This window comes from Streptomyces sp. NPDC102259, assembly GCF_044766465.1.
GTDB lineage: Bacteria > Actinomycetota > Actinomycetes > Streptomycetales > Streptomycetaceae > Streptomyces.
The window spans coordinates 100,144-123,046 of record NZ_JBIWMA010000003.1 but is presented as its reverse complement, the minus strand read 5'-3'; the positions used below and the strand labels follow the sequence as shown (position 1 = coordinate 123,046).

The following is a 22,903-nucleotide window of genomic DNA, read 5'->3' as shown; positions in this document are numbered from 1 at the left end:
CCACCGCTCGCCGGTCCCCGTCACGTCCACCCGCACCCCGACGACCGGCGCACGGCCGCTCGATCGGGGGTTTTTGACATGGCCACACAGAGGTTTCGGGTACGCGGACTCGGTGCAGTCGCCGCGGCGGCGGCCGCCGGCATGGCCGCGGGTGCCCTCGTCACCATGGCCGCACAACGCCATGCGCTGGAGACACTGCGGGTACGACTGGAGCACCTGGAACGGACCGCCCACTCCCAGCAGCACACCAATCTGGCCAACCAGCAGCGCCTGCACTGGGAATTGCTGAGCAAAGCCATCGACGACCCCGAACTGGCGGAAGTGTTGGACCTCTTCGAGGCGCCCGTTTCCACCAAGCAACGGCGCCAGTACCTCTACGCCAACGCTCTCTATACGAACGCGCTGTTTTATTACCGGATAGGCAACATCTCCCGCGAGGAGTTCTTCGGGTACATTCGGGGCATTCTTCAGAACCCTGTGGTACGGGAGTACTGGTACGCGACACGACACCAGCGGGCGACCATTGCCGACGGTTCGGACGAAGCGGAACTCGGCCGTATGGTGGACGAACTCCTGACGCAACTCGAGGAGTCGGACGCCGACGAATGGTGGGTGGTGGGCGAGCCGCCGAGCTCGTGAACTTCCACCGGCCCTCGGCGCACTCCGACAGCCGAGGGCTCACGCTCCGGGGCTCGCACCCCCTCCAGCGGAATCACACCCTCGGCCCATTACGAAAAGGTCAAGTCCAGAGTTAAGTGGGGCGTCAGGGAGTTGACTCGCGCTTGATCGCGTAGAGGACCCCACCAGATCGTCGCCTACGCCGCCGGATGACGAGCGACCCCACAGGGCCCGCTGCACCGCGCAGTCGTCGTGCGCAAACCAACGGACCCAAGGAAGCAACAGTGAGTCAGATCATCCGTCGGATCGGTGCATCTCCGCGCGCTCGGGGAAGCGTGAGCGGTGCAAATTGCCCCGATATTTTCGAGCTTGCCGATGGCAATTTCGCCGTTATCGGCACGGATGCCACGGATTCACTGGACCCGGACCTTCCCTCCGACGCCTCACGCGGCGACCACGAGAGAATTGTCGTCATCACCCGCGAGACTCTGATTCGCGCGAAGGCCGATATTCCGGACCTTTAGCGTCTTTCGCGAGGAACGGCCCGGCCGGCCCGCCCGCGATGCCGGGCCTTCCTCGCGTTCGAGTGCCCTCGGGGCACATTCAGGCCACCTCAGGCACCTCGGCCGGCGCCCACGGCCCCACATACCGCGCAGCCGGACGGATGATCTTCGAGTCCTCCGCCTGCTCCAGGATGTTGGCGCTCCAGCCCACCACCCGCGCCGCCGCGAAGGTCGGGGTGAACATCTCGCGGGGCAGCCCGCAGAGCTCCATGACCAGGCCCGCGTAGAACTCCACGTTGGTGTGCAGTTCCCGGCCGGGCTTCAGCTGGGCGAGGATCGCCTCGACGCACCGCTCCACCTCGACGGCGAACTCCACTCGCGGGCCTCCGAATCGCCGGGCGATCTCGCGGAGCATGCGCGAACGCGGGTCCTCCGTGCGGTAGACGGCGTGGCCGAAGCCCATGATGCGCTCACCGGCGAGGACACGCTCGCGGATCCAGGGATCGATGCGGTCCGGGGTGCCGATCGCGTCCAGGGTGTCCAGGGCCCGGCTGGGCGCGCCACCGTGCAGCGGCCCCGACAGCGCTCCCACCGCCCCCACGAGACACGCGGCCACGTCCGCCCCGGTCGAGGCGATGACCCTGGCCGTGAAGGTTGATGCGTTGAAGCCGTGATCAATGGTCGAGATCAAGTATTGCTCGATCGCCCGGGCCGACTCCGGATCGGGCTCGACGCCGGTCAGCATGTAGAGGTAGTTCGCCGCGTACGGCAGGTCCTCGCGCGGCTCGACCGGGTCGAGGCCGCGCCCCAGCCGGTACAGCGCGGTGAGCAGCGTGGGCACGGCCGCGGACGCGACCAAGGTGTCCTCGCGGCGCCGGTCCGCGTCGATGTCGTACACCGGTCGGAAGCCCTTCGCCGCGCCCAGCAACGACAACGCCGTCCGCATCCCGGCCAGCGGATTCGCGTCCGCGCCGGCCGCCGCCAGTGCGGGCAGGGCGGCGGCGACCTCCGCGGGAAGGCTCCGCAGCGCCGCGGTCTCGGCGGCGAAGGCGGCGCTCCGCCGCGCGTCCGGCAGCTCACCGTGGACCAGGAGGTGCCAGACGTCCTCGAAGCGGCGCGTGCGCGCGAGGTCCACCGCGGAGTACTGGCGGTAGTGGTAGAAGCCCTCGCGTCCTCGGACGTCGCCGACCTCCGTGTCGGCGACGACGACGCCCGCGAGTCCCCGGGGCACGTCGATGGAAGAGGCTGCTGACAGGTTGACGGACATGTTTCCTCCCTGAACTTGATTCGACTGTCCATGCTTGACTCATTCTCTGTCAATATTGATTGAATCAATGCATGCGTCTTGTGGATACGGTGACCCCCATGCGTGATCAGGAACCCGGCCCCGGCCACCCCGAACGACGGCTGAGCACCAAGGAAGCCGCCGAGCTGCTCGGTGTGAAACCCGAGACCGTGTACGCGTACGTCAGTCGCGGCCAGCTGAGCAGCCGGCGCACGCCCGGGGGCCGGGGCAGCACCTTCGACGCCAAGGAGGTCGAGGCGCTCGCTCGACGCAACAAGCGGGAGAGCAGCGGGAGTCCGGGCTCCGGGGCGGAGCTGTCCGTACGCACGCGTGTCACCTTCATCGACCAGGACCGCTACTACTACCGGGGCGTCGACGCGGTCGAGCTGGCTTCCCGGCACTCCTACGAAGAGGTCGCGGAGTGGCTGTGGACGGGTCGGCTGCGGCCCGGCGTCACCTTCGCCGCGCCCGAGGCGTCCGTCGAGGCCGCCCGGCGCGTCGTCGAGGCGCTGCCCGAACACACCGGTCCCACCGACCGGTTGCGGGTCGCCGCCGTCGCCGCCGCGGCAGCCGACCCACTGCGGTTCGACCTCTCCGAGGACGCCGTCCTCGGCACCGCCCGCATCCTGATCCCGACCCTCGTCGCCGCCCTGCCCCCGAAGGTGCCCACGCATCGTGACGAGGGCCCGCTCGCCCTGCGCCTGTGGGGTCGGCTCAGTGGACGGCCCGCCGAGAAGGCGCAGCTGCGCGTCCTCGACACGGCGCTCGGCCTGCTCGTCGACCACGACCTGGCCGCCTCGACGCTCGCGGTGCGCGTCGCCGCGTCGGCCCGCGCACACGCCTACGCGGCGGTCTCCGCCGGGCTCGGGGTGATCGAGGGGCCGTTGCACGGCGCGGCCGGAGGGCTGGCACACCGCCTGCTGCTCGAGGTGCTCGACATCGGCAGTGCCGCCCCGGTGATCGCCGAGGAGCTACGCGCCGGCCGCCGCATTCCGGGCCTCGGTCACCGGCTCTACCCCGGCGAGGACCCACGCGCGCGTGCCCTGTTCGCCCTCCTGGAGGAGATCCCCGCTGCCGGGCCGGCCCTCGCCGCGGCCCGGGACATCGTCGCCACGACCGCCCGGCACACGCCGCTGCACGCCAACGTCGACCTGGCGCTCGCCGTCCTCACCGCGTCGTGCGGCATGGAGTCCTCGGCCAGCGAGACGCTCTTCGCCGTCGCCCGTACGGCGGGCTGGATCGCCCATGCCCTGGAGGAGTACGGCGAGCGGCCCCTGCGGATGCGCCCGAGCGGACACTACGTGGGGCCCAAGCCACCCCAGCCGCTACCGAGGTAGGAGGGGCCGCGATCACGTCGCGAGCGGGCCACGGTCACCGTTCCGGAAGGAGCGCAGGAGCGGCACCGCCGTGACCAAGCGCGACTCCCGGGGAGACCGGGGCCTCCTCTCGTGGCACGCGCACGCGGACCCGGGCGGCCGAGCGTATGACCCGGCCGGAAGTCGCGCTCCGGCAAGTCAGGTTAGGCTTGCCTCTGTGAGTACGTGCGCGACCGTCTCGCGGGATCTCGACGAGCCCATTTCCGGAACCGCGGCCACGGCAACGACCTGGCTCCTCCTGGAACAGCCCGGCCCCTGGGGTGCCGAAGCGCTGGTCTCGAGCCACCTGGACCCGGCTCTGGGCCGCGCCCTGAACGCCGCCGCGCGGGACACGGGCGTACGCGTCGCGCTCATCCGCCGCCCCGGGCGCCACGCGGACTTCGGCGCGTCGCCCCTGCGGCAGGTGTACGCGGCCCACACCGTCCCCGGCAAGGTGTGGCTACGCAGCGCCACCACCCACGACCCACGTCAGCTGCTGGACCTCGACTTCGCCGCGCTCGGCAGGGGCGACCACCACATCTTCGACACCGCGCTGCGGGGCGGGCCCCACACGGGTGACCCGCTCGCCCTCGTCTGCACCAACGGCAAGCGCGACCGCTGCTGTGCGCTCCTCGGCCGTCCACTGGCCGCGGAGCTCGCCGCGTCGGGGGTGCGGGGCGCCTGGGAGGTCACTCATCTGGGGGGTCATCGCTTCTCCCCCACCCTGCTCGTCCTGCCGTACGGGTACGCGTACGGCCGCGCCGAGGCCCACACCGTCAAGGAGGTCCTGCGCGGCGTCCGGGGCGGGCGGATCGTCGTGGACGGGTGCCGCGGGTGTTCGGCCTGGGAGCGGCCCGGACAGGCGGCGGAACTGGCGGTGCGCTCGGCGACCGGCGAGGACGCGGCCGAGGCGCTGAGCGTCGTGCGGACCACGGGCGGCGCACCGCGCTGGGAGGTGACCGTCGCGCACACGGACGGACGCCACTGGCAGGTCGTCGTCGCCCAGGGCGCTTCGCTGCCGCCCCGGCCGGAAAGCTGCGGCACCTCGGTCCTCGGTTCACCTGCACGGATGGACGTGGTGGCGGTACGCGAGCTGGCCGGGGCGGCCCTGGTGGGCTGACACGCATCCAAACGCGATGCGGCCACACCCCGCGCGGGCGCGGCGGAATCCTTTCCTCTTGAGTCGGTCAAGAGATCCACATCACCCACCCCTACGGCTGCGCCGGTCCACCCACGTACCGTCTTGGGTATGAGCCCCACTCCCCCCGCCCGCCGTCTGCGCCTCGGAATGCCGCGGCGCATGTTCTCGCAGGTCCTGCTCATGCAGCTGACGATCGCCGCGGGGGTCGTGGTGCTCGCGACCGGGCTGTTCCTCGCTCCGCTCAGCGATCAGCTGGACGACCAGGCGATGCGCCGAGCCCTCGCCATCGCGCAGACCACCGCGGCGGTGCCGCAGATCGCCGAGGACCTCCGGACCACTCGGCCCTCGGTCGACGGACCGGTGCAGCGGGAGGCCGAGCGGATCCGCGAGGCCAGTGGCGCGGAGTACGTCGTGGTGATGGATCTGCACGGCACCCGCTGGTCGCACACCGACCCCGAGCAGGTCGGCGGCCATGTGTCGACGGACCCGAGCCAGGCCCTGGCGGGTCAGGACGTCATGGAGATCGACAGCGGCACCCTGGGCCGCTCGGCCCGCGGCAAGGTGCCCCTGCGCGACGGCGACGACAAGATCGTCGGCGCGGTCTCGGTCGGCATCGAGTACGACAGCGTGCGCGCCCGCCTGATCCACGCGATCCCGGGACTGTTCGCCTACGCCGGCGGCGCCCTCGCGGTGGGCGCGCTGGCCGCCTGGCTGATCTCCCGGCGGGTCCAGCGCCAGACGCGTGACCTGGCGTTCTCGGACATCTCGGCGCTGCTCTCCGAGCGGGAGGCAATGCTGCACGGCATCCGGGAAGGCGTCGTCGCACTGGACCGCGTCGGCCGCGTCCGGCTGCTCAACGACGAGGCCCAGCGCCTCCTCGGCATCGGCGAGGAGGCGGTGGGAGCTTCACCCGACGAGGCGCTCGGCGCGGGACGTACGGCCGACGTCCTGGCGGGCCGGGTGACCGGCACGGACCTGATCGCCGTGCGAGGACAGCGCGTCCTGGTCGTCAACCGCATGCCCACCGACGACGGCGGCGCCGTGGCCACCCTGCGCGACCGCACCGAGCTGGAGCAGCTCGGGCGCGAACTCGACTCGACGCACGGCCTCATCGACGCGCTGCGCGCCCAGGACCACGAGCACGCCAACCGCATGCACACGCTGCTGGGGCTGCTCGAACTGGAGATGTACGACGACGCGGTGGACTTCGTCGGGGAGGTGGTCGGCGATCACCGGGCGACCGCGGAGCAGGTGACCGAGAAGATCGCGGACCCGCTGCTCGCCGCTCTGCTGGTCGGCAAGGCGACCGTCGCGGCCGAGCGCGGTGTCGCCTTGTGGGTCTCCGACCGCACCCGGCTGCCCGACCGCCTGATCGACCCGCGCGGGCTGGTCACGGTCGTCGGCAACCTCGTGGACAACGCGCTCGACGCCGTCGCCGGCAAGCCGCACGCGCGCGTGGAGGTCGAACTGCGCGCGGAGGGCCGTACCGCGGTTCTGCGGGTGCGGGACACCGGCCCCGGCATCCCGGCCGAGCAGCGGGAGTTGATCTTCACCGAGGGCTGGTCCACGAAGAAGCCGCCTGCGCACGGCAAGCGTGGCATCGGGCTCTCCCTCGTGCGCAGGCTCGCCGAGCGGCAGGGCGGCCACGCCACGGTGGACGAAGCGACCGGTGGGGGCGCCGAGTTCACCGTCGTCCTGCCCGAGGCACTGACCGAGCCCGACCTGGAACCCGCCCTGGCCGCACCGGCGCAGAGCACTGCCGAGGAGGAGTCGCGATGATCGAGGTCCTGGTCGTGGACGACGACACCAGGGTCGCCCAGGTCAACGCCGCCTACGTCGAGAAGGTGCCGGGCTTCCACGTCGCCGGCGAGGCCCACAACGCGGCCGACGCGCTGCGCCGGCTGGAGCTGCTGCCCCGCGTGGACCTCGTCCTGCTGGACCACTATCTGCCCGACGACACGGGTCTCGAGGTCGTCCAGGAGATGCGCCGACGCGGCCACCAGACCGACGTGATCATGGTGACGGCCGCACGGGACGTGACGACGGTGCAGGCGGCGATGCGCCAGGGCGCCCTTCAGTACCTGGTGAAACCGTTCGCCTTCGCGGGTCTGCGCGCCAAGCTGGAGGCGTACGCCGAGCTGCGCCGCACGCTGGACGGCGGCGGCGAGGCCGAACAGGCCGATGTCGACCGCATCTTCGGCGCGTTGTCCGCCCCCTCGGAGCCCGGTCTGCCCAAAGGGCACTCCCCCACCACCGCCGAACTCGTACGCCAATCCCTGATGAACGCCGAAGGGCCCCTGTCGGCCCAGGAGATCGCCGACCGGACCGGCGTGAGCCGCCAGACCGCCCAGCGCTATCTGAAGCTCCTGGAACGCACGGGGCGGGCCCGGCTGACGCTGAAGTACGGCGACGCGGGCCGCCCGGAACACCGTTACGTGTGGGCGACCCGCGCCTGAGGGCACGGTCCTCGGGGGCGGGGGAAGGAACCGTGCCCCTCCTGGGACACGGATCCCGGCCCGCCCGCTGCTCGACCGTCAGTCCACCGCCTTGTCGACGAACTCGGTCGTGTAGGTCTTGCTCAGGTCCACGTCGGCGTTCTGGATGTTGGGATTGAAGGCCTTGAGGACCTTCTCGACGGTCTCGGGACCGTTCGTGGGCATCACGCCGTCCTTGGTGAACATCGGCAGCGTGTTCTTGATGGCCACCGAGTACAGCAGCTTGTTCCCCTGGGAGTAGTCCGTCGGCATCTTCTCGGCGATCTCGGCCGCGCTGTGGGTGGACATCCACTTGAGCGTCTTGACGAATGCATTGGCCAACTTCTGGACGGTGTCCTGGTGACTGTTGACCCAGTCCGTCTGCATGTACAGGCTTGACGAGGGATACGGTCCGCCGAGCGCGTCCTCGGAGCCCTGCGGGGTGCGCATGTCGAGCAGGACCTTGCCGGCCTTCTTGTCCAGGATGGTCGCCACGGTCGGGTCGGTCGTCATACCGCCGTCGATGGCGCCCTGCTGGAGCGCGGCGATGAAGGTCGGCCCCGCGCCCACGGCGACCGGGGTGAACTCGCTGACCTTCACGCCGTTCTTGACCGCGAGGTACTTGGTAAGGAAGTCGGTCGAGGAGCCGAGGCCCGTGACGCCGAGTTTCTTGCCCTTGAAGTCCTTCGGCGAGGTGATGTCGTCCGCCGCCTCGGTGGAGACGATCTCCACCTCACCGGGCGCGTGCGAGAACTGCACGACGGACTCGACCTCCTTGCCCTTCACCTGAAGGTCGAGGGTGTGGTCGTAGAAGCCGACGGCTCCCTGCACCTGGCCGGAGACGAGCGCTGTCTCGGCCTGGACACCGGCCGGCTCGCTCAGCATCTCGACGTCGAGCCCCTCGGCGTCGAAGTAGCCCAGACGCTGGGTGAGCATGGCGGGCAGGTAGATGACCTTGTCCAGGCCACCGACCATGATCTTGACCTTGGTGCCCTTGCCGTCCCCCTTGCCTCCGGACCCGGTGGACGCGGTGCTCGCCGCGTCGTTGGCACAGGCGGTGAGCGTGGAGAGGGCGAGCAGACCGGCGGCGGCCAGGGCCGTGTATCTGGCGGTTGTGCGCATGGCGGGTTCACGTCCTTGTGAGAGGGCGATGCGGAGGTGGGACAGGGGTGAGGGGGGCGGGGAGACACCGTCGACGGAAGACCCCGAGGGCCTTTTCGCGGGAACGGCTCCTGGGGGGATCGTTCAACGACGGGTCAGCTGTCGGAGCCCGACGGCTTCCACCGGAAGATGCGGCGCTCGGCGAAGGTCAGCAGGCCCTCCGCGACGAGCGCGACGACGGCGAGGATGACCATCGCGGCGTAGACACCCGCCGCGTTGAACGTGCCCTGCGACTGCGCGACGAGCAGGCCGATGCCCTTGGTCGCGCCGATGTACTCGCCGACGATGGCGCCGATCAGGGCGAAGCCGAAGCTCACATGGAGGCTGGTGAAGATCCAGGAAGTGGCGGACGGGACGACCACCTGGAGCGTCACCCTGCGGTCGCTCGCGCCGAGGATGCGGGCGTTGGCGACCAGATTGCGGTCCACCTCGCGGGCGCCCTGGAAGGCGTTGAAGAAGACCGGGAAGAACACCAGGACGACGGCCGAGGCGACCTTGGAGGCGGGGCCGAGGCCGAACCAGATCACGAAGATCGGGGCCAGCACGATCCTGGGTATGGAGTTGAGCACCTTGATGTATGGACCAAGGACGTCGGCGAGGAAGGTGATCCGCCCCAGTGCGATACCGCACACGACACCGGCGACCACACCGATGACCCAGCCGAGCAGCGCCTCGTAGAGCGTGTACCAGATCTGCTCGCCCAGTGACCCGAGCGCGGTCCCGTGCGTCACCCACGTCCAGATCTGGTCCCAGATCTTCGTGGGCATCGAGAAGTTGAAGGGATCGATGGCCTCGGCCCGGGAGAGCGCCTCCCACAGGGCGAGCACGGCCACCAGGAGCAGGACACGGAACGCCGTCACGACGGCCTTGCGTCTGCGAGCGGCACGCGCGCGTGAGTGGGCGCGGTCAGGTGCCTTGGCCGTGTCGACGACCGGTGTGCTGAGCAGCTCAGGCGACACGGGCGGCACCTCTTTCGCGGGTGATGCGGACCTCTTCGCCGAGGGACTCCCAGATCTCGCGGTAGATCTCGATGAACCGCGGCTCCAGACGCACCGACTCGACCTTGCGCGGCCTCGGCAGGTCGATGTCGAAGACCTGCTTCACGGTGGCGGGGCCGGCGGTCATCACGACGACCCTGTCGGCCAGCGCGATGGACTCCTCCAGGTCGTGGGTGACGAAGACGACGGACGCGCCCGTGCCCTCCCACAGCTCGAGGAGTTCGTCCGACATCAATGCCCTGGTCTGCACGTCGAGCGCCGAGAACGGCTCGTCCATGAGGAGGATCTCGGGGTCGTTCACGAAGGTCGCGGCGAGGGCCACGCGCTTGCGCTGACCGCCGGAGAGCTGGTGCGGGTAGCGGTCCTCGAAGTCGGTGAGCCCGACCCGGGCCAGCCACTCACGCGCTTTCCGCTTCGCCTCCGCCTTGGGCACACCGCGAAAACGGGGCCCGGCCATGACGTTGGACAGGACCGTCCGCCAGGGAAAAGTGGCGTCCTGCTGGAAGACGAAGCCGACCTTGTCACCGACGCCACGCACGGGCTGCCCGGCGACCATCACCTCGCCCTGAGTGGGCTCTTCCAGACCGCTGACCAGGGTCAGCGTGGTCGACTTGCCGCAGCCGGTCGGGCCGACGACGGCCACGAACTCGCCACGTCCGACAGTGAGGTCGAGTTCCCGCACGGCGGTGTGCGGGGCCCCCGACGGGGTCCTGAAGACCTTGCTCGCGCCCCGCAGCTCGATGGCGGGGCTGGTGTGTGCGCTCATGGCCGGGGACGGTAGAGGTGACCCGGGAGGCGGCATCAGCCTTCTGGCCGCATGCGCTTCTTTTGCTTGCAGTAGCCTGTTGTGCTCGTTTTGCTCCCGCTAGAACAGCGAAGCCGAAACACGGGCTTAACGCCCGCCTGGCCTTCACGGAGAGAGGCCCGATGATTGACGTCCTGGTGGTGGACGACGACTTCCGTGTCGCCGAGATCAACGCCAAGTACGTGGGAAAGGTTCCCGGCTTCCGGGTGGCCGCCCGCGCGCACAGTGCCGCCCAGGCGCTGGGAGCCATCGAGCGCGGAACCATCGACCTCGTGCTGCTCGACCACTATCTGCCCGACCAGACCGGCCTCCAGCTCATCCACCGCATGCGGGAACAGGGCCATCGCACCGACGTCATCATGATCACGGCGGCCGGTGACGTCACGACGGTCCAGACCGCGATGCGCCTGGGCGCCCTGCACTACCTGGTCAAACCGTTCACCTTCGCCGCCCTGCGCACCCGCCTCGACTCGTACGCCGCCCTGCGCCGCACGGTGGACCGGGTCGGTGGGCAGGGCATCGCCGGCCAGGAGCAGGTCGACCGGATCTTCGGCGCCCTGCGCACCGGACCTGCGCCGTCGTCCCCCGGCCTGCCGAGCGGCCACTCGGAACCGACCACGGACCTGATCTGCGACGTTCTGCACCGCGCGAACCACCCGCTGTCGGCCCACGAGGTCGCCGCCGAGACCGGACTGAGCCGCTCCACCGCCCAGCGCTACCTCCGCCACCTGGAACAGGCCGGACGCCTGCACCTCTCCCTCAAGTACGGCGACACGGGCCGCCCGGAACACCGGTACGCCTGGGTGGCGCCGTAGCCGTGCGCCAGGACTCCGATGCGGTACGGCGATGAGGACTCGCCCGCTACGCGGCGCCCGCCCCGGTCAGTGACCGCACCTCGGTCTCCGCGTGCTTCGCCTCGTCCGCCATCTCGGCCGAGGTGACCGTGCCGAGCCAGCCCGCCAGGAAGCCCAGCGGAATCGAGACCAGGCCGGGGTTCTGCAGTGGGAAGTACTGGAAGTCCACGCTCGGGAAGAGTGACTCGGGGCTGCCGGACACCACCGGCGACAGCACGACCAGCGCCAGGGCCGGGACCAGCCCGCCGTACACCGCCCATACGGCGCCCCGCGTGGTGAAGCCCCGCCAGAACAGCGAATACATCAGGACCGGCAGATTCGCGGACGCCGCGACGGCGAAGGCGAGCCCGACCAGGAAGGCGACGTTGAGATCGCGGGCCAGCAGGCCGAGGGCGATCGCGACCACGCCGACCCCCACGGCGGCGACCCGCGCCACCGCGACCTCGCTGCGGGGTTTGGCCTGCCGACGGCGCAAGGAGGCGTACAGGTCGTGCGCCACCGACGCCGAGGAGGCGAGCGTGATCCCGGCGACGACCGCGAGGATCGTGGCGAAGGCGATGGCCCCCACGACCGCGAACAGCACCGCTCCGCCGGTGGAGTCGGCCCCGCCGCCCAGGTCGAGTGCCAGAAGCGGAACCGCCGTGTTCCCGGACGCGTTCGAGCCGCGCACCGCCTCCGGGCCGACGATCGCGGCCGCACCGAAACCCAGGACGATGGTCATCAGGTAGAAGCCGCCGATCAGCCCGATCGACCACACGACGGAGCGACGGGCGGCCTGCGCGGTCGGCACGGTGTAGAAGCGGGAGAGGATGTGCGGCAGTCCCGCCGTACCCAGCACCAGCGCGAGCCCCAGGCTCATGAAGTCGAAACGCGCGGTCCAGTCCCCGCCGTACTTCAGCCCGGGCGCCAGGAACGCGTCACCGTGCCCACTGCGCTCGGCCGCCGTACGCAGCAACTGGTCGAAGTCACCGTGGAAGCGCAGCAGGACGAGCACGGTGAGGGCGATGGTGCCGGCCAGCAGCAGAACCGCCTTGACGATCTGGATCCACGTGGTCGCCCGCATCCCTCCCAACGACACGTAGATCACCATGAGCGCACCGACCCCGATGACGGCCCAGGACTGGGCCGCCTCCCCGGTGTTCCCGAGGAGCAGCGCGACCAGGCTGCCGGCGCCCACCATCTGGGCCACCAGATAGAGAACGGACACGGTGACCGAGGCGGTTCCCGCCGCGATCCGCACCGGGCGCTCGCTCATCCGTGCGGCGACCACGTCGGCGAGCGTGAACCGTCCGCAGTTGCGCACCAGTTCGGCGACGAGGAACAGCACCACCAGCCAGGCCACGAGGAAGCCGACCACATACAGCAGCCCGTCGTACCCGAACAGCGCGATGAGCCCGGTGACCCCCAGGAAGGAAGCGGCCGACATGTAGTCGCCCGCGATGGCAAAACCATTCTCCATCGGGGAGAACAGCCGCCCGCCGACGTAGAACTCCTCCTCCGAACCATGGCGATTGCGGCTCACCCAGGTCGTGATCCCCAAGGTGACCGCGACGAAGGCGCTGAACAGCAACAACGCCAGCGCCTGATGGTTGCCGGTCACGACGCACCGCCCTTTGCTCCCCGAGTCAACTCCTGTGTGTCCCAGCGCAGTTCGAGCGCGGCACGATCCCGGCGCAGCCGCGCGTGCCGGGCGTAGGCCCAGGTGAGCAGAAACGTGCTGAGGAACTGCCCCAGCCCGGCGAGCAGTGCCACGTTCACCGCGCCCGCCACCGGCCGCGCCATCAGTCCGGGCGCGGTCGTCGCGGTCACCACGTACGCCACGTACCAGACGAAGAACCCTGCCGTGGCGGGCACCACGAACCGTCGGTACCGGCTGCGCACCTCCTGGAAGGCCGCGCTTTTCTGCACCTCGAGGTAGATCTGAGCCGCTGCCCCGGTTCCGGTCTCCCGCCGACGTGCCGCGGGAACCTCGGGCCCGGGGGTGCTCATGATGGCCGACTCGCCCCAGCCCGAGGCGAGCGCGTCGTACCACGGGTCCTCGTAGCGCACGTCCCCTGGCGCCTCGGCGTACGCCTGGCCCTGGTCTTGATGATGTCCGTGCGCGTGTGGCGTGGAGGCACCGCTATCGGAACCGTCCCCGTCGGCGCGGGCACGACCGTTGCTTGACTGCATGCCCAAGGATGGACAGAACGGGAAGATCCCCGACTATTGTTCCCCGAACACTTCACCCCATCAGGTGACCAACGCGCCGTTCACCCCGCAGGCGGCCGGACCAGCCCCTTCCCGTACGCGTAACGCACCGCCTGGGCCCGGTCCTTGAGCCCCGTCTTGGAGAACATGTTGTTGATGTGCGTCTTCACCGTCGCGGTGGACACGCTCAGCCTGCGCGCGATCTCCTGGTTGCTGAGCCCCTCGGCGATCAGCACCAGCACCTCCGCCTCCCGTGTCGTGAGCCCGTCGGGGGCGACGGCGGGGGCAGCCGGCTCCGGTTCGGGCGCCGACAGGCGCTCCAGCAGCCTCCGCTGGACACTCGGCGACAGCCCCGCGTCCCCGGACAGCACACTGTGCACGGCCCGTACGATCTCGTCCCCGCCCGCGTCCTTGGTGAGATACCCCCGTGCGCCCGCTTTCAGCGCGGGGAACAGGGACTCGTCGTCCGCGTAGGTCGTAAGGACCACGACCTGTGTCCCGGGATGCTCGGACCGGATCCGCCGGGTCGCCTCCACTCCGTCGCAGCGAGGCATGCGCAGGTCCATCAGCACCACGTCGGGAGCCAGTTCCGCGACGAGCCGCACGGCTTCCTCCCCGTCCCCGGCGGCGCCCACCACCTCGACTCCCGGCAGCAGCCCGAGCAGCATGACGATGCCTTCCCGAACGACCGTCTGATCGTCCGCGACCACGACCCTGGCGGTCTTCCCCGCCGCCGCCTCCGTCATACCGGCACCTTCAGCGTCACCACGAACCCTTCCTCGTGCGGCCCGGCAGCGAGCGACCCGCCCAGCAGTTCGGCGCGCTCCCGCATACCCAGCAGACCGTACCCGCCTCCGGCCCCTGCGAGTTCGCCCGGCGGACCACCCGAGTCCCGCACGTCCAGGGTCACTTCATGCCGGCCGTAGTCCAGCCGCACACGCACCTTGGCCCCCGGCGCGTGTTTGCGTGCGTTCGTCAGAGCCTCCTGCGCGACTCTGCGCACGGCCTGCGACGCCTCGACCGTCAGCGGTCTGCGTTCACCCCCCACCGTGACCTCGGCACCGTCGGACATGCGGACGAGATCGGTCAGGAAGTCCTCCAGCGGCGTCAGTTCACCGCGCAGCGCGGAGAGCGACTGCCTGGTCTCCTCAAGACCGTCGCGGGCCATCCCTCGGGCCGCCACCACCCGGTCGAGAATCTGCTCGCGGTCCGCGCCCCGCTCGATCAGCAGCCGGGCCGCCTCCAGGTGCACGAGCTGCGCCGAGAGACTGTGGGCCAGGACGTCATGGATCTCCCGGGCGATGCGGGCCCGCTCCGCGAGTGCGGCCGATTCGGCCTCGGCCACCCGCGCCGCCCGCTCCTGGGCGAGCAGTCGCTGAGCGGTGCCTCTGGCTTCGGCGTCCAGACGCAGCGCATATCCGGCAAGGGCCATGCCCCCGATGGCGGCGGCCGAGGTCACCCCCGAGTCGTCGTTGACCATGGCGAAGGCGGCGAACCCGACCGAAGCCGCCGGCAGCGCCGCCCCCAGGGGCAGTCGCTCCAGTGCCGCGATGGCGCACCCGCACCACAGGACCGTGGCCGGGGAGCGGAAGTCCGCGGCCTCGGCCCCGGCCGCCAGCCCCAGCAGCATGAGGAGCAGTGTCAGGGACGGCCACAGCCGGTGTTCGAGCGTCGTCCGGAACAGGGCCCATGCCAGCCCACCTGTCACCAGAACGCCGCCGGCCCCGGCGACCGCGACCCACCCCTGGATCCGGCTGTCGTGGAAAGCGCTCCACAGGAGCGCGCCCACGACCAGCAGCCTGACGGCCCAGGCCAACAGCCGCCTGGGGCGCGAGATCCCCCTGGGTCTTAGCGCCTCCCGTGAGGGCCAGCGTGTCCAGACGTTGTCCGTCACACGCGCTCCTTCCACGGGGACCGGGGCAGGTGGTCACCGTACGCCGTGGCGTGCACAGGAGTCCGGTTCAAAGACTGCGCGCGCCAGATCAGGATCCCGGAGCGGACCAGCAAAGTGGCCGCGAGTCCCAGCATCAGGGCCGCGCTGTCCTGGTGGAGGCCCAGCAGTGCGCCGACCCCGAGGAGGCCAACCCTCAGACCGATGCCGGCTCCCCAGACGCCCACGCTCGCTTTGGTGCCCTTGCTCCACACGCTGCCGTCCGGCTCCACCCAGATGCGGGGGGTCCAGGCCCAGGCGGCTCCCATGGCCAGGGCGACGAGCAGTTCGGCGCCGAGCACCAAGGCCGACCGGGTGTGGTGACGGGCGTCGAGCAGATCGGGTTCGCGCAGCGCTATGACGGCCAGGATTCCCGGAAGGAGCCACCATCGCCGATCCGTGTCGATGCGGCTCGCGCGGAACTGCCGCACGATCACGAGTGCGGCCACAGCCACGATCACCAGTGCGTTGACGAGCCCGGACATCAGCCTCCGCGAGCGGGAAGGGGAGGCCGGCAGCGAGCGCTGCCGACGCCTTCGACGCTACGGAAACGCGCCGGTCCGCAGATCGGAGCAGGGGTGGATCATGGGTGGATCTCCGGAGGCCGGGGTTCTCCACCCGCAGGTGGAGAACTCCCCGAGCCGGACCTGCCTGAGACCCGGCCGGAGATACCTGAGACCCGGCCCGCCCTGCTTGAGGCCCGGCCGGAGCCGCGAAACCCGGGCTGAGCCGCGCGACCCGGCCGGACCGGACGCAGCGGTTACGCGTCGATACGGGACCGGTCCAGCGTCGCCGCCGAGCTGGAGATGAACTCCTTGCGCGGCGCCACGTCATTACCCATGAGCAGATCGAACACCTGCTCGGCCGCATCCAGGTCGGACAGGTTGATGCGACGCAGAGTGCGGTGGCGCGGGTCCATCGTCGTCTCCGCCAGCTGGTCGGCGTCCATCTCGCCGAGACCCTTGTAACGCTGGATGGAGTCCTTGTACCGGACGCTCTTGCTCTGGAACTCCATCAGCTTGTCGCGCAGCTCACGGTCCGAGTACGTGTACACGTACTTGTCCTGGCCCTTCTTGGGCTGGACGAGCTCGATGCGGTGCAGGGGCGGGACCGCGGCGAACACCCGCCCGGCCTCGACCATGGGCCGCATGTAGCGGTGGAACAGCGTCAGGAGCAGCGTCCGGATGTGGGAGCCGTCCACATCGGCGTCGGTCATCATGATGATCTTGCCGTAGCGGGCCGCGTCGATGTCGAAGGTGCGCCCGGAGCCCGCCCCTATGACCTGGATGATCGCCCCGCACTCGGCGTTCTTGAGCATGTCGGTGACGGACGACTTCTGGACGTTGAGGATCTTGCCCCGGATCGGCAGCAGAGCCTGGAACTCGGAGTTGCGGGCGAGCTTGGCCGTACCGAGCGCGGAGTCTCCCTCGACGATGAACAGCTCGCTGCGCTCGACGTCGTCGCTGCGGCAGTCGGCGAGCTTGGCGGGCAGGGACGAGGACTCCAGAGCCGTCTTGCGGCGCTGCGCGTCCTTGTGCTGCCGGGCCGCGATACGCGTCCGTGCGGCAGCGACCGCCTTCTCCATGACGACCCGCGCCTGAGCTGCGGCATCCCGCTTGGCTGAGGTCAGGAACGCCTTGAGCTCCCTGGAGATCACGGTGTTCACGATGCGCCGGGCCGCCGAGGTGCCGAGGACCTCCTTGGTCTGACCCTCGAACTGGGGTTCGGCGAGGCGCACCGTGACGACGGCCGTCAGGCCCTCCAGAGCGTCGTCCTTCACGATGTCGTCCTCGGCGACGCGCAGCATCTTCTTGGCGCGCAGCACCTCGTTCATCGTCTTGGCGACCGCCTGCTCGAAGCCGGCGACGTGGGTGCCGCCCTTGGGCGTGGCGATGATGTTGACGAACGACTTGACGTTCGCGTCATAGCCGGTGCCCCAGCGCAGCGCCACGTCGACGCCGAGCTCACGGGTGACCTCCGTCGGAGTCATCTGCCCGTGCTCGTCCAGGACCGGGACGGTCTCCTTGAAGGTGCCCTGTCCGGTGAAGCGGAGGACGTCGCAGACGGGCTTGTCGGTGGCCAGGTACTCGCAGAACTCGCTGATGCCACCGTCGAAGCGGAAGGACTCCTCGCCCTTGCTTCCGCCCTCGCCGAGACCGTACTCGTCACGAACGACGATGGTCAGGCCGGGCACCAGGAACGCGGTCTGGCGGGCGCGCTGGTGGAGGTTCTCCAGGGAGAGCTTGGCGTCCTTGAGGAAGATCTGGCGGTCGGCCCAGTAACGCACCCGCGTGCCGGTCCGGTTCTTGGCGACCCGCTTGACCTTCCGCAGACCGCCCGGCTCGAACTTGGAGTCGGGACCGTCCGCGGCGAAGGAGCCCGGAACTCCGCGCCGGAAGCTGATGGCGTGTGTGTGGCCGCCGCGGTCCACCTCGACGTCGAGGCGGGCGGACAAGGCGTTCACCACGGAGGCGCCGACGCCGTGCAGACCCCCGGAGGCGGCGTAGGAGCCGCCGCCGAACTTGCCGCCGGCGTGCAGCTTGGTCATGACGACCTCGACGCCGGACAGACCCGTCTTGGGCTCGACGTCGACGGGGATGCCTCGGCCGTTGTCACGGACCTCGACCGAGGCGTCGTCGTGGAGGATCACCTCGATGTGGTCGCAATAATCGCCCAGGGCCTCGTCGACGGAGTTGTCGATGATCTCCCACAGGCAGTGCATCAGACCACGGCTGTCGGTCGAGCCGATGTACATACCCGGGCGCTTCCGCACGGCCTCGAGCCCCTCGAGGACGAGTAGGTGCCGCGCGGTGTAGTTGGAACCGTCCCGGTCTGCTCCTGCCAGCAGCGCTGTGGACGGCACGGACGTTTCGGCGGTCACGCGGTTCGCTCCTCGCTGAATTTCACTTGGGGCCCTTCTGGGTAAGGGCGCGGCTTGGGTAGCCGCCAAGAGGGTACCGAGGCCTGGTAGAGCCGTTGTAACGCCACCCTCGTCCGAAACTCAGACTAGTCCAGCGTCGCATGCGTGTTCGATCCCTCGATGGAGTGAAGTACATATCACGTTCCCTTCGGGGCATGAACCATTTAGGCTCCGGGCACGTCCTCATGAACAAACCGGCAAGCCGGCCGGGAGGATGGAACCATGACCGACAGAGCGAAACCGTAAGCACCACAGACCACGCAATACGGCACATTCGCCGCCAAACCGGCAGCAGACGGCCACCTCGGAAAGATTTTTTCGAGGACAAGCCACGAGCGGGAACGTTTTGGGGCTGGTTGGATGTTGACCCTGGTACGACAGCTCGTCGAGCTAGAGAAGAGGCGACGTGACTACTGTTCTGACCCCCGCGAGCCCGCTGACGGCCGCTGACCGCTGCGACCGCTGCGGCGCCCAGGCGTACGTACGCGTCGTGCTGCTCAGCGGCGGAGAACTGCTCTTCTGCGCCCACCATGGCCGCAAGTTCGAGCCGGAACTCAAGAAGATCGCCGCTGAGATACAGGACGAGACAGAGCGGCTGACGACCGTTCCGGCTTCCAGTTCGGAAGAAGATCGCTGATCTGCGCGTCCACGACGAGCCAGAACCGGCACAGGCCGGTATCCGGGCGGCCGTCCCTGCTCCCAGGGGCGGCCGCCCGCTCTCATGGCAGGAAGCCGGCCATGCTGCGGTGAGACCCGCTCAGACGCCCTCAGAGGGCTTCTCGGAGCCTTCCGCGCTCCGCGCCCAGCCCAGCGTCCGTACGGCGTCCGACACGCGCGTGTAGACGCCCGGACTGCCCGGCCGCCCACAGCCGCTGCCCCACGACACGAGCCCGATGACTCGGCCCTGGGCGACCAGCGGCCCGCCGCTGTCCCCCTGGCAGGCATCGCGACCGCCCCGCACCTCCCCGGCGCACACCATGCTCCTCGCGTCGTAGGTGCCGTCGGAGGTACCGGGATACGCCTGCTCGCACTGCGCGTCGGCCAGCACATGGACCCGAGCCGCTCGCAGGGCGCGGGGGTACGCGCCGAACCCGGTGGCGTCGCCCCACCCGTAGACGACGGCGTCCGTGCCGGCCGCGTACGCCGGGTCGCCCTCGCCTGCCATGGCGATGACGGCACCCGCGGGAAGGGGCTCGGCGAGGGTGAGTACGGCGAAGTCCCCGACATTGCTGGAACTGTCGTAGGCGGGATTCACCCAGACACTGCGCACCGAGACCTCCTGCCCGGTGTCGCTGTACAGGTCCGTACGGCCCGCGACGACCTTCAGGTCGGCCACCTGCCCCGGCGGCGCTCCCAGGACGTCCTCGCCCATGCAGTGGGCCGCGGTGAGCACGGTGGACGGGCCGACCGCCACGCCTCCGCAGAACTGCCCGGAACGCATACCTCCGAACCGGTCACGACTGGACAGCGCGACCGTCCAGGGGCTCTGGGAGACGTCGACCGGGAAGCCGCCCACGACGACACCGTCGGAGGCCGCCGGGGCGGCGGAGGCCAAGGGTATGGCCACCGCCGCGGCCGCCAGGATCAACGGCCGGGACAGGGCCCGGACAAGGGGACGACGCATGCGCGCTCCTCACTTTGGAGTGACCGATGGACACCCAGAGTGATCCAACGCGCGGCACCCCGCACCCGCGCCCAAGCCGAAGGCCCGGTCCCCCTCACGGGAGACCGGGCCTTCGCTTCGTACGGCTACGACCTAGTCGAGGTAGTCGCGCAGCACCTGTGAACGGGACGGGTGGCGCAGCTTGGACATGGTCTTGGACTCGATCTGACGGATGCGCTCGCGCGTCACGCCGTACACCTTGCCGATCTCGTCGAGGGTCTTCGGCTGACCGTCGGTGAGACCGAACCGCATGGAGACGACGCCCGCCTCGCGCTCGGACAGGGTGTCGAGAACCGAGTGCAGCTGCTCCTGGAGGAGAGTGAAGCTGACCGCGTCGGCCGGGACCACGGCCTCGGAGTCCTCGATGAGGTCACCGAACTCGCTGTCACCGTCCTCGCCCAGCGGGGTGTGCAGCGAGATGGGCTCGCGGCCGTACTTCTGGACCTCGATGACCTTCTCCGGGGTCATGTCGAGTTCCTTGGCCAGCTCCTCCGGGGTGGGCTCGCGGCCCAGGTCCTGGAGCATCTGACGCTGCACGCGCGCGAGCTTGTTGATGACCTCGACCATGTGCACCGGGATACGGATGGTGCGGGCCTGGTCGGCCATCGCGCGGGTGATCGCCTGACGGATCCACCAGGTGGCGTACGTGGAGAACTTGTAGCCCTTGGTGTAGTCGAACTTCTCGACCGCGCGGATCAGACCGAGGTTGCCCTCCTGGATGAGGTCCAGGAAGAGCATGCCGCGGCCGGTGTAACGCTTGGCCAGGGAGACCACCAGACGGAGGTTGGCCTCCAGGAGGTGGTTCTTGGCGCGTCGGCCGTCCTCGGCGATGATCTCCAGCTCGCGCTTGAGCTTGGGGGCGAGCTTGTCGGCGTTGGCCAGCTTGTCCTCGGCGAACAGACCGGCCTCGATGCGCTTGGCGAGCTCGACCTCCTGCTCGGCGTTGAGCAGCGGGACCTTGCCGATCTGCTTGAGGTAGTCCTTCACCGGGTCGGCGGTGGCACCGGCCACGGCGACCTGCTGGGCGGGCGCGTCGTCCTCGTCGTCGTCGGAGAGGACGAAGCCCTTGTTCTCGCCCCCCTCCTCTTCCTCTTCGCCGGGCTTGGCGTCCTCGAGGACCTCGTCCTCGGCGACCTCGGCGTCGTCCTTGCCGGAAGTGGTCTTCTTGGCCGCCGTCTTCTTCGCGACGGTCTTCTTGGCGACCGTCTTCTTGGCGGTCGTCTTCTTGGCAGCCGCCTTCTTCGCGGGGGCGGCTTCGTCTGCGGGATCGTCCACAGCGGGAGCGGCCGGGGTGGCCGGGGCGGCCGTGGCGGTGGCCTTCCTCGTGGTCACCGCCTTCGCCGCGACCGTCTTGGTGGCGGTGCGCTTGGCCGGACTCTTCGCTGCGACGCTCTTTCGGGTGCGCTTGGGCTCCGCGGCACTGACCATCAGCGTCACACCCTCTTCCTCGAGGATCTGGTTGAGGCTGCGCAGTACGTTCTTCCACTGAGTGGCCGGAATCTGGTCAGCTTCGAAGGCCCGACGCACATCGTCGCCGGCGATCTGCCCCTCAGCCTTTCCCCGCTCAATGAGCGCCATGACAGAGACGGACTCGGCGATCTCCGGCGGGAGCGTACGGGATGTGCTGGCCGACACGAACAACCTCTCGGAACGTTGGAAAACGGCTTCCGGCCCCGTCCGTGACGGACAGGAGCCGACCACCGGCCTGGAGGTGGGCCGACGGCGCGGGCGGGGGCCGGGAGGATTCACAGCGCCTTGAACGGCGTCCGTATTCCCTCCGCGGCAGTCACCTCTTAGGTCATCGCGTTGTTTCCACAAGCGTTACGCCCAATCTTCGTGGCCCGAGTCACACCCCGTAAGCGTTCAAAAAAGGTCAGACGCGGGCAGACGAGGTCACCCCTGAAGCCTACCGGTGCCGCCGGGACCGGTTCCGCCATGTCGATCGTCGGACCCCGCAGCCCCCGTGACGGGTTCTGCGGGGTCCGACGGAAGTGCGGGTACAGCGGCCCAGGACGACGCGGGAGGGGGAGGACGTCCCCCGACCGCACCTCCCGCGCGATGCGGTCAGTGTTCGCGCGGTGCCGGCACGACGCGCTCCACCTCGGGGTGAACGGTGAGCAGCTGGCGCATGGCCGTCTCGGCCGCGGCGCCGTCGCCCGCCGCGAGGGCGTCGGCGATCCGGCCGTGGTGCCCCAGCGACGCGTCGGTGGGGCGGTCACAGCCCGTGACCGGGCCGCCGGAGACCTGGAGGGCGGACGACACGATCCCGGAAAGGTGTTCCAGCATGCGGTTGCCCGCGACCTGGATGAGCAACGAGTGGAACTCGGCGTCGGCCCGGGAGTAGGTGAGCGCGTCCCCCTGCCCCATGGCGTGCGCCATGATCTCGACCATGTCGGACAGTCGCTGCTGGATGTCGGCGCGCCCGTGCCCCGCGGCGAGACGAGCGGCAAGCGGCTCGATCGTCCAGCGCAGCTCGCTCAGCTCGCGCCGTTGATTGTCTCGCTGAGGGCCGAACGCCCGCCACTCGATGATGTCCGGGTCGAGAAGGTTCCAGTCGCTCACGGGACGCACGCGCGTGCCGACGTTCGGCCGGGCGCTGACCAGGCCCTTGGCCTCGAGGACACGCAGCGACTCGCGGACGACGGTGCGGGACACCTCGAACCGCTGACCGATCTCTTCGGGCACCAGCGGTCGATCGGCGCCCAGGTCGCCCGAGACGATCATCTGCCCGAGCTGCTGGACGAGTTGGCCGTGCAGCCCGCGTCCGCGGCTGCCCGCGGTACGGCGGCCCACGCGGCCCAGCTCGGGTTCCGCGGACTCCCAGACGGGGGCTCCGACACGTTCGGCCACAGGAGCCTCACCGAAGGGGTAGCGGTCGAGTTCGCCCGGGCCGGCCATACCGGAGTCGGTGGAGCGGGCGGCGGTCATCATGGTGTGCGCAAGGGTACTCACGGATCCTTTGTCGGCGCTGCTCCCAACTCCCTTGAGGTCTTTGGTGAAAAGCAC

At 69.8% G+C, this 22,903-nt stretch carries 21 protein-coding genes; 8 read left to right on the top strand and 13 right to left on the bottom strand.

Annotated features, from left to right (window positions below):
• Window positions 1-78 precede the first annotated feature (78 nt).
• The gene (locus tag ACIRPU_RS09240) at window positions 79-639 is read left to right on the top strand and encodes a DUF6082 family protein (RefSeq protein ID WP_384120694.1); all 561 of its coding nucleotides are present in this window, start codon (window positions 79-81) and stop codon (window positions 637-639) included.
• Between the two features lie 263 nt (window positions 640-902).
• A complete protein-coding gene (locus ACIRPU_RS09235; protein ID WP_230194432.1) occupies window positions 903-1,142 on the top strand; it encodes a hypothetical protein in 240 nt (79 codons plus the stop codon).
• 79 nt (window positions 1,143-1,221) lie between these two features.
• Here ACIRPU_RS09235 and ACIRPU_RS09230 read toward each other — a convergent pair whose 3' ends face one another.
• Entirely contained in the window at window positions 1,222-2,388 is a 1,167-nt protein-coding gene (locus ACIRPU_RS09230; RefSeq protein ID WP_403863839.1) for a citrate synthase/methylcitrate synthase, read from the bottom strand.
• A 98-nt stretch (window positions 2,389-2,486) separates the two neighbouring features.
• On the opposite strand from ACIRPU_RS09230, the gene ACIRPU_RS09225 reads away from it, so the two are divergent.
• The 4 genes from ACIRPU_RS09225 to ACIRPU_RS09210 all read left to right on the top strand — a co-directional run bounded on the left by ACIRPU_RS09225 (window position 2,487) and on the right by ACIRPU_RS09210 (window position 7,358).
• Window positions 2,487-3,743, top strand: coding sequence for a citrate/2-methylcitrate synthase (locus ACIRPU_RS09225; RefSeq protein ID WP_403863836.1), 1,257 nt, complete (start codon window positions 2,487-2,489; stop codon window positions 3,741-3,743).
• A 196-nt stretch (window positions 3,744-3,939) separates the two neighbouring features.
• On the top strand, window positions 3,940-4,881 hold the full coding sequence (locus ACIRPU_RS09220) for a sucrase ferredoxin (RefSeq protein WP_403863833.1): 942 nt from the start codon (window positions 3,940-3,942) through the stop codon (window positions 4,879-4,881).
• A 129-nt stretch (window positions 4,882-5,010) separates the two neighbouring features.
• The gene (locus ACIRPU_RS09215; protein WP_384120687.1) at window positions 5,011-6,681 is read left to right on the top strand and encodes an ATP-binding protein; all 1,671 of its coding nucleotides are present in this window, start codon (window positions 5,011-5,013) and stop codon (window positions 6,679-6,681) included.
• Window positions 6,678-7,358, top strand: a complete 681-nt coding sequence (locus ACIRPU_RS09210) for a response regulator (RefSeq protein WP_355703439.1) — start codon at window positions 6,678-6,680, stop codon at window positions 7,356-7,358. The genes ACIRPU_RS09215 and ACIRPU_RS09210 overlap by 4 nt, the downstream gene beginning before the upstream one ends.
• A gap of 78 nt (window positions 7,359-7,436) precedes the next feature.
• On the opposite strand, the gene ACIRPU_RS09205 is transcribed toward ACIRPU_RS09210, so the two are convergent.
• The 3 genes from ACIRPU_RS09205 to ACIRPU_RS09195 all read right to left on the bottom strand — a co-directional run bounded on the left by ACIRPU_RS09205 (window position 7,437) and on the right by ACIRPU_RS09195 (window position 10,301).
• Window positions 7,437-8,498 (bottom strand): ABC transporter substrate-binding protein, encoded by a 1,062-nt coding sequence (locus tag ACIRPU_RS09205; RefSeq protein WP_403863829.1) that lies wholly within the window; start codon window positions 8,496-8,498, stop codon window positions 7,437-7,439.
• A gap of 134 nt (window positions 8,499-8,632) precedes the next feature.
• Complete coding sequence (locus ACIRPU_RS09200) at window positions 8,633-9,496, bottom strand: ABC transporter permease (protein WP_403863826.1); 864 nt, start codon at window positions 9,494-9,496, stop codon at window positions 8,633-8,635.
• Window positions 9,486-10,301, bottom strand: a complete 816-nt coding sequence (locus ACIRPU_RS09195; RefSeq protein WP_384120683.1) for an ABC transporter ATP-binding protein — start codon at window positions 10,299-10,301, stop codon at window positions 9,486-9,488. Before ACIRPU_RS09195 ends, ACIRPU_RS09200 begins: the two co-directional genes overlap by 11 nt.
• A gap of 161 nt (window positions 10,302-10,462) precedes the next feature.
• Here ACIRPU_RS09195 and ACIRPU_RS09190 point away from each other — a divergent pair, with 161 nt between their 5' ends.
• The gene (locus ACIRPU_RS09190) at window positions 10,463-11,155 is read left to right on the top strand and encodes a response regulator (RefSeq protein WP_351766238.1); all 693 of its coding nucleotides are present in this window, start codon (window positions 10,463-10,465) and stop codon (window positions 11,153-11,155) included.
• Window positions 11,156-11,201: 46 nt separating this feature from the next.
• Here ACIRPU_RS09190 and ACIRPU_RS09185 read toward each other — a convergent pair whose 3' ends face one another.
• The 6 genes from ACIRPU_RS09185 to ACIRPU_RS09160 all read right to left on the bottom strand — a co-directional run bounded on the left by ACIRPU_RS09185 (window position 11,202) and on the right by ACIRPU_RS09160 (window position 18,195).
• Entirely contained in the window at window positions 11,202-12,794 is a 1,593-nt protein-coding gene (locus tag ACIRPU_RS09185; protein WP_403863822.1) for a cation acetate symporter, read from the bottom strand.
• Window positions 12,791-13,366: a DUF485 domain-containing protein gene (locus ACIRPU_RS09180; protein WP_403863819.1), complete on the bottom strand. Its 576-nt coding sequence runs from the start codon at window positions 13,364-13,366 to the stop codon at window positions 12,791-12,793. Before ACIRPU_RS09180 ends, ACIRPU_RS09185 begins: the two co-directional genes overlap by 4 nt.
• An 80-nt stretch (window positions 13,367-13,446) precedes the next feature.
• Entirely contained in the window at window positions 13,447-14,130 is a 684-nt protein-coding gene (locus tag ACIRPU_RS09175) for a response regulator (protein ID WP_403863816.1), read from the bottom strand.
• Complete coding sequence (locus tag ACIRPU_RS09170; RefSeq protein WP_403863813.1) at window positions 14,127-15,278, bottom strand: sensor histidine kinase; 1,152 nt, start codon at window positions 15,276-15,278, stop codon at window positions 14,127-14,129. Before ACIRPU_RS09170 ends, ACIRPU_RS09175 begins: the two co-directional genes overlap by 4 nt.
• Window positions 15,275-15,799 carry a DUF1453 domain-containing protein gene (locus ACIRPU_RS09165; RefSeq protein WP_403863810.1) on the bottom strand — a complete coding sequence of 175 codons (525 nt, stop codon included), beginning with the start codon at window positions 15,797-15,799 and terminating at the stop codon, window positions 15,275-15,277. Before ACIRPU_RS09165 ends, ACIRPU_RS09170 begins: the two co-directional genes overlap by 4 nt.
• Before the next feature lie 275 nt (window positions 15,800-16,074).
• Window positions 16,075-18,195 (bottom strand): type IIA DNA topoisomerase subunit B, encoded by a 2,121-nt coding sequence (locus ACIRPU_RS09160; protein WP_385567035.1) that lies wholly within the window; start codon window positions 18,193-18,195, stop codon window positions 16,075-16,077.
• Between the two features lie 445 nt (window positions 18,196-18,640).
• Between ACIRPU_RS09160 and ACIRPU_RS09155 the strand changes: the two genes are divergently transcribed.
• The gene (locus tag ACIRPU_RS09155; RefSeq protein ID WP_355703449.1) at window positions 18,641-18,871 is read left to right on the top strand and encodes a hypothetical protein; all 231 of its coding nucleotides are present in this window, start codon (window positions 18,641-18,643) and stop codon (window positions 18,869-18,871) included.
• Between the two features lie 120 nt (window positions 18,872-18,991).
• On the opposite strand, the gene ACIRPU_RS09150 is transcribed toward ACIRPU_RS09155, so the two are convergent.
• The 3 genes from ACIRPU_RS09150 to ACIRPU_RS09140 form a co-directional block, all read right to left on the bottom strand.
• A complete protein-coding gene (locus ACIRPU_RS09150; protein WP_403863806.1) occupies window positions 18,992-19,858 on the bottom strand; it encodes a serine protease in 867 nt (288 codons plus the stop codon).
• A gap of 132 nt (window positions 19,859-19,990) precedes the next feature.
• Window positions 19,991-21,532 carry an RNA polymerase sigma factor gene (locus ACIRPU_RS09145; RefSeq protein WP_384122976.1) on the bottom strand — a complete coding sequence of 514 codons (1,542 nt, stop codon included), beginning with the start codon at window positions 21,530-21,532 and terminating at the stop codon, window positions 19,991-19,993.
• A 429-nt stretch (window positions 21,533-21,961) separates the two neighbouring features.
• A complete protein-coding gene (locus ACIRPU_RS09140) occupies window positions 21,962-22,849 on the bottom strand; it encodes an FCD domain-containing protein (RefSeq protein ID WP_355703452.1) in 888 nt (295 codons plus the stop codon).
• Window positions 22,850-22,903 lie beyond the last annotated feature (54 nt).

Coding starts and splice junctions, on each gene's coding strand:
- ACIRPU_RS09225 (WP_403863836.1), top strand. CDS start 2,487: ATGCGTGATCAGGAACCCGGCCCCGGCCACCCCGAACGACGGCTGAGC.
- ACIRPU_RS09230 (WP_403863839.1), bottom strand. CDS start 2,388: ATGTCCGTCAACCTGTCAGCAGCCTCTTCCATCGACGTGCCCCGGGGA.
- ACIRPU_RS09175 (WP_403863816.1), bottom strand. CDS start 14,130: ATGACGGAGGCGGCGGCGGGGAAGACCGCCAGGGTCGTGGTCGCGGAC.
- ACIRPU_RS09210 (WP_355703439.1), top strand. CDS start 6,678: ATGATCGAGGTCCTGGTCGTGGACGACGACACCAGGGTCGCCCAGGTC.
- ACIRPU_RS09240 (WP_384120694.1), top strand. CDS start 79: ATGGCCACACAGAGGTTTCGGGTACGCGGACTCGGTGCAGTCGCCGCG.
- ACIRPU_RS09165 (WP_403863810.1), bottom strand. CDS start 15,799: ATGTCCGGGCTCGTCAACGCACTGGTGATCGTGGCTGTGGCCGCACTC.
- ACIRPU_RS09150 (WP_403863806.1), bottom strand. CDS start 19,858: ATGCGTCGTCCCCTTGTCCGGGCCCTGTCCCGGCCGTTGATCCTGGCG.
- ACIRPU_RS09180 (WP_403863819.1), bottom strand. CDS start 13,366: ATGCAGTCAAGCAACGGTCGTGCCCGCGCCGACGGGGACGGTTCCGAT.
- ACIRPU_RS09205 (WP_403863829.1), bottom strand. CDS start 8,498: ATGCGCACAACCGCCAGATACACGGCCCTGGCCGCCGCCGGTCTGCTC.
- ACIRPU_RS09215 (WP_384120687.1), top strand. CDS start 5,011: ATGAGCCCCACTCCCCCCGCCCGCCGTCTGCGCCTCGGAATGCCGCGG.
- ACIRPU_RS09190 (WP_351766238.1), top strand. CDS start 10,463: ATGATTGACGTCCTGGTGGTGGACGACGACTTCCGTGTCGCCGAGATC.
- ACIRPU_RS09195 (WP_384120683.1), bottom strand. CDS start 10,301: ATGAGCGCACACACCAGCCCCGCCATCGAGCTGCGGGGCGCGAGCAAG.